This is a genomic window from Magnetococcales bacterium (assembly GCA_015231175.1).
GTDB lineage: Bacteria > Pseudomonadota > Magnetococcia > Magnetococcales > DC0425bin3 > HA3dbin3.
Window position 1 is genome coordinate 1 of the sequence record JADGBZ010000137.1, and the last position, 4,770, is coordinate 4,770.

The following is a 4,770-nucleotide window of genomic DNA, read 5'->3' on the forward strand; positions in this document are numbered from 1 at the left end:
GTTTCATGGTTGAGCTGTTCCCGGAGCATTGGAACATTTCTGCACATCAAATCAATACGGTTGAGCCACTAGTTACCATTTACCAATATTTTTCCACATGCAGATTACCAGGCTCCTTGCGACTGCCCGGGTCAAAACCGCGCTCCTGAAAAAGACGCATGCCATCTTCCACCAGGTTGGGATGACCACATAAAAAGATGTGCGTCCGCGCCGGTTCAATCGGAAACCCACTGATCTCCTGGAGACTCTCCGGGGAAAACCACTCGGTCAGACGCCCTGTCCGGCCTGTCCAGCCGCTCTCCCCCTGTGGACGGGAAATGATCGGAGCGTAGCGCACGCTGGGACATTTTTGGCTGAGCAACTCAAGGTCAGTTCGATAACCCAGATCCCAGGAATGGCTGGCGCCATGCAGAATGGCCAAGGATGTGGCTGGACACTGATGGGCCATACCCAGGGTGCGAACCATGCTGAGATAGGGGGCCAGACCCGTCCCGGTGGCCACCATGAGAATGTTTTGTCCCGCAGGTACCCGATCCAGCGTAAACATGCCAGTAGCCTTTGTGCCCACAAAAAGCCGGTCACCGGTTTTCAAGGCAAAAAGCCGTGGCGTAAGCTGTCCCCCTGTGACCAGGGAAATATAAAACTCCAGATAGTCCGTTTCATGGCACCCGGAACTGATGGAGTAGGCGCGTCGAATCAACCGCTCCCCCTTCTCCGGATCGAAAGTTTCCGGGTCAGCATCGGCCACGCGAGGCGCGGCATACCGCAGACCCAGAACCGTGAACTGTCCCGATATGAACGGGACCGGCTCATCGGGTCGAATCCGAAGGATGATCAGGCGAGGGGTTATTTCCAGGCGTTGGATCAGTGTGGCATTGTCTTGAGTCGTCGTCATGGCGAAAATCTCCCTGACATGGTTGGCACGGCCATCAACAAACCTGCGGGACTTGCCGTGGGGTGTGCAGAATGCTATAGAGTCTTTCCATGACGGATAATCAACACATAAGCAAGGGAGAAGTGATTCGCACCCTGTTGGAACGCGAGGGGCGGGTCATGCTCTGTGTCGATGCCACGTGCAAGGGTGTGGAGGTGCCGCGCCGGTTCGCCTCCGACACCGAACTGCGGCTCATTCTTAATGTCAAAATGCCACAATCCATTGAAATAGGCCAAAAAAGTTTGGAATCCGAGTTGCGGTTCGGCGGAATCCCCCACTATTGCATCATTCCCTACGAGGCACTGTGGGGCGCCTTCAACCCCGATTCAGGGCAAGGCATGCTCTGGCCGGAAGCCATGCCGGAAGCCATTCGGAAAAGCTATCTTGCCACCCGGAATGCCACAGACGACAAACAGGAAATCTTTCCCACCGGCCTTCTGGGGGCTGTCCGGCCAATCAAGGAGTTTCCGGCCAAAATTGGGGAAGATCGTCCCAAGCTGGAGATTGTCCAGAGAGAGCCGGAGCCAGGCCCTCCCCCTTCTCCCGACAAAAAACACGCCACTGCCCGAGGCCATCTGCGTCTGGTCAAGTAGGCCGTGGAGTCTCACCTCTTTCTCTCCATGATAGCTGCGAAGAATCCGTCTGTGCCGTGACGATGCGGCCAAAGGGAAAGGAAAGGCCCCCTGGTGACATCCCCCGCCACGCCAGATGATGCCAAAACATGTGCGGCATCCAGCAACCGGAATCCGGGGTCACACCGCAGGAAATAGTCAACCACGGCTTGGTTCTCCTGTTCCAGGATGGAGCAGGTGGCATAGATCAGGCGGCCTCCGGGTTTGACCAGGCGTGCCCCGGCTGTCAGCAGGGCGCTTTGACGCAGGGTCAATGTTGTCACATCCTGTGGTCGCAACGACCATTTATATTCCGGGTGGCGGCGCAGGGTGCCGGTTCCGGAACAGGGGACATCGAGCAACACCCGGTCGGCTTTGCCGGCCAAGGCATGCAGTTTTGGATCCCCCTCATGGCGGATGGGCAGGGGGTGAATGGAGCGCAAACCCGCACGACGCTGACGTGGGCGGAGCCTGGCCAGGCGTTGGGCATGGGAATCTGCAGCCACGATTCGGCCCCGGTCTTCCATCAACATGGCCAGATGCAGGCTTTTGCCCCCACCACCGGCACAAAGATCCACGACGGTTTGGCCGGGCTTGGGGGCTACAAGCAGGGAGATCAATTGACTCCCTTCATCCTGGATCTCTATCCATCCCCGGCGAAAAGGGTCCGATCCTCCCAGGGGTGTGCGATGCGTCAGACGAAGACCCGATGGGGAAAAAGGGGTCCATGTCGTTGCGATGCCTTCCGCCAGCAGGTCGGCCTGACACGCCGCACGGGTACCGATGCGAAGGTTGACACGCAGATCGATCGGGGCAGGCTGGTTGAGTGCAGCGGCAAGCTCTTCGGCTTCCGTCCCCCCCGGAAAGGCGGTCAGGGCTTCCCATAACCAATCAGGCAAAGAGTGGCGTATGGCTGGGACGATGGGTGCGGCATGGTCGGTCGGGGAAGAAAGAGGTTGTGGAGCTGTCCTGCCACAGACTTCGGCGATTTGACTGGGACTCCAGCCATACATGTCCAGCAGGGCCAAGGCGGTCAGATGGGCAGCGGGGCTGGAAAGATCGGGATCCAGGCGGCGTCGGTGCCGCAACACCCCGTGGACCAGATCTCCAATCCAGGCCCGCTCCTTGGATCCGCAACCGTTTTCGACCCAAAACCGGTGCGTCATCAGGGTCTCGGGAGGTGTGGCCGAGTCGAGAATTTGTCCCAGGAGTTTGACGGTCAGACGGACGCACCTGGTCGGATTTGCCGGAAAAACAAACCCTGGATCATTCATGTCCACAACACCTGGGCCTATCCCCTGGGCCTTTTTTGCCAACGGCGCAAAAAAGCTTCAAGAATTGTAACCATTCACCACCCGCCAACGAATCGGGGTCCAGGGGGCTGGCTCCCTGGCTTTGTCCAGGGCAGCGCCCTGGTGGGGTTCGGGGCGAAGCCCTGACAAATGACAAAGGTTTTCCTGTCCAGGCTTTTCTAGCAAGGGTGGTGAATAGTCACTCATATCCAAGCCTTTCTTGCAAGGTTCCTGAATAGTTACGAATTTTCTTCATGTGGCAGGATGACATCGACCACGCTTTTGACCAGCACGGCCAGGGGGACGGCAAAGAAAACCCCCAACAAACCCCAGAGGGAACCAAAGAGCAGGACGGCCAGAATGATGGTGGTGGGATGGACCCGCACGGTTTCACCCAAAATCAGGGGAGCCACAAGGTTGCCATCGACCATCTGGACGATGCCGTAGATCATCAGGGGTTGGAAGGCCTCCATGGTGACGCCCCATTGAAACATGCCCAACAGAACCACAGGGATAATGACCACCACCACACCCAAAAACGGAATCAGGACGGAGAGTCCGGTGAGAAGGCCCAGGAGAAAGGCGTATTCGGAGCCGATGTAGGCCAGACACAAATAGGTGACCGCACCCAACAGCAGCAATTCCCAGAATTTGCCTCGTATGTAGCCGCCCAGACCCCGATCGACATCCCGGAGAACCTTGTATAGCAAGTCGCGCTCGTGGGGCAGCAGGCGTTGCATGCCCCGCAGCAGCTCGGCTTTGTCCTTGAGAAAGAAAAAAACCAGAAAGGGAACCAAAAAAAGATAGATGACGATCGAAAACAGGCCCGGAACCCCGTGCAGGAGGTAGGTCACGGAGCGGGCGGTCAAATCCTGAAATCCCTCCAGGAGCCGGGCCAACAGGGGTTCCATGAGGTTGGCACTGATCACCCCCTGGAGTGAACCGGCAACCTGCCCCTTCAAGGTCTGGAGCGTTGCGGTCATACGGGGGATCTCTCCAAGGAGGTGGGAGAGCTGTTCGGCCAGAATGGGGATGACGACGCCGAACAGGATGACCAGCAGAAACATGAAAAGGCCAAATACCAACAACACCGCCAGGATGCGGGGCATGCGCCAACGAACCAGAGGACGAATCATCCCTTCCAGCAGATAGGCAACCACCAGCGACGTGATGAATGGGGCAATGGCATCGCCAAAATAGAGAACAACCAGGATGCCCCCGGTCAGGACCAGGAGCAAGGCAACCAGCTGTGGATTGCGAAAATGACTGCGCAAGGTGAAGAGCATTCTTTCCATGAAAAATCAACCTGGTTCGATGAGAACCAGGGTCTCCTTGCGAACGCGCCAGAAGAGATCGAGGATATGTTCGTTTTTCATGCGCACGCAACCGGCGGAGGCGGGTTGGCCCAGGAGGTTGGCATGGGAGGTTCCGTGGATATAGATATAACGATCCTTGGTGTCCACACCCGGGCCACGGTTGTACCCTTCTTCCAATCCATCCAGCCAGAGAATGCGGGTGGTGATGGCATCCGGGCCGTCGATGATTGTTTCTGCGGCTATTTCACCGGTGGGAACGCGCCCCTTGAAGACCGCCCCCAGGGGTTCTCCCTCGCCGATGCAGGCGCAGATGCGATGCAGGCCAATCGGGGTTCGTCCGCTGTCGATCTGGTTGCCGAAGCCGGCCCGGCCCGTAGAGACCGGCCAGCGATGAATCGAGCCTCCCTGTTCCAGGCAATAAAGGCGCTGATACCGCCCCAGAACCACCAGGACGGTTGCCTGGGCATCCCAACCAGCGGCGCGCAGGGTGCTTTTGGCCTCTTCCAAAGCGAGAGTTTCAAAGGCCGGGTCAGGAGAAAGCATGGGAATTTCCAAAAAAATCATTGAAAGACTGGGATGGAGGTCCAGGAGGAAGGGCTGCGCCCTTCCTCCTGGCG

At 57.9% G+C, this 4,770-nt stretch carries 5 protein-coding genes; 1 reads left to right on the top strand and 4 read right to left on the bottom strand.

The window, feature by feature from the left end; genetic code table 11:
* Nucleotides 1–79 precede the first annotated feature (79 nt).
* A complete protein-coding gene (locus HQL63_15745) occupies nt 80–895 on the bottom strand; it encodes a ferredoxin--NADP reductase (protein MBF0178278.1) in 816 nt (271 codons plus the stop codon).
* An 89-nt stretch (nt 896–984) separates the two neighbouring features.
* On the opposite strand from HQL63_15745, the gene HQL63_15750 reads away from it, so the two are divergent.
* Nucleotides 985–1,527: a hypothetical protein gene (locus tag HQL63_15750; GenBank protein ID MBF0178279.1), complete on the top strand. Its 543-nt coding sequence runs from the start codon at nt 985–987 to the stop codon at nt 1,525–1,527.
* Between the two features lie 11 nt (nt 1,528–1,538).
* Here HQL63_15750 and HQL63_15755 read toward each other — a convergent pair whose 3' ends face one another.
* The 3 genes from HQL63_15755 to HQL63_15765 form a co-directional block, all read right to left on the bottom strand.
* On the bottom strand, nt 1,539–2,819 hold the full coding sequence (locus HQL63_15755; GenBank protein ID MBF0178280.1) for an RsmB/NOP family class I SAM-dependent RNA methyltransferase: 1,281 nt from the start codon (nt 2,817–2,819) through the stop codon (nt 1,539–1,541).
* 257 nt (nt 2,820–3,076) lie between these two features.
* Nucleotides 3,077–4,132 carry an AI-2E family transporter gene (locus HQL63_15760; protein ID MBF0178281.1) on the bottom strand — a complete coding sequence of 352 codons (1,056 nt, stop codon included), beginning with the start codon at nt 4,130–4,132 and terminating at the stop codon, nt 3,077–3,079.
* A gap of 6 nt (nt 4,133–4,138) precedes the next feature.
* Nucleotides 4,139–4,696, bottom strand: coding sequence for a L,D-transpeptidase (locus tag HQL63_15765; protein MBF0178282.1), 558 nt, complete (start codon nt 4,694–4,696; stop codon nt 4,139–4,141).
* Nucleotides 4,697–4,770 lie beyond the last annotated feature (74 nt).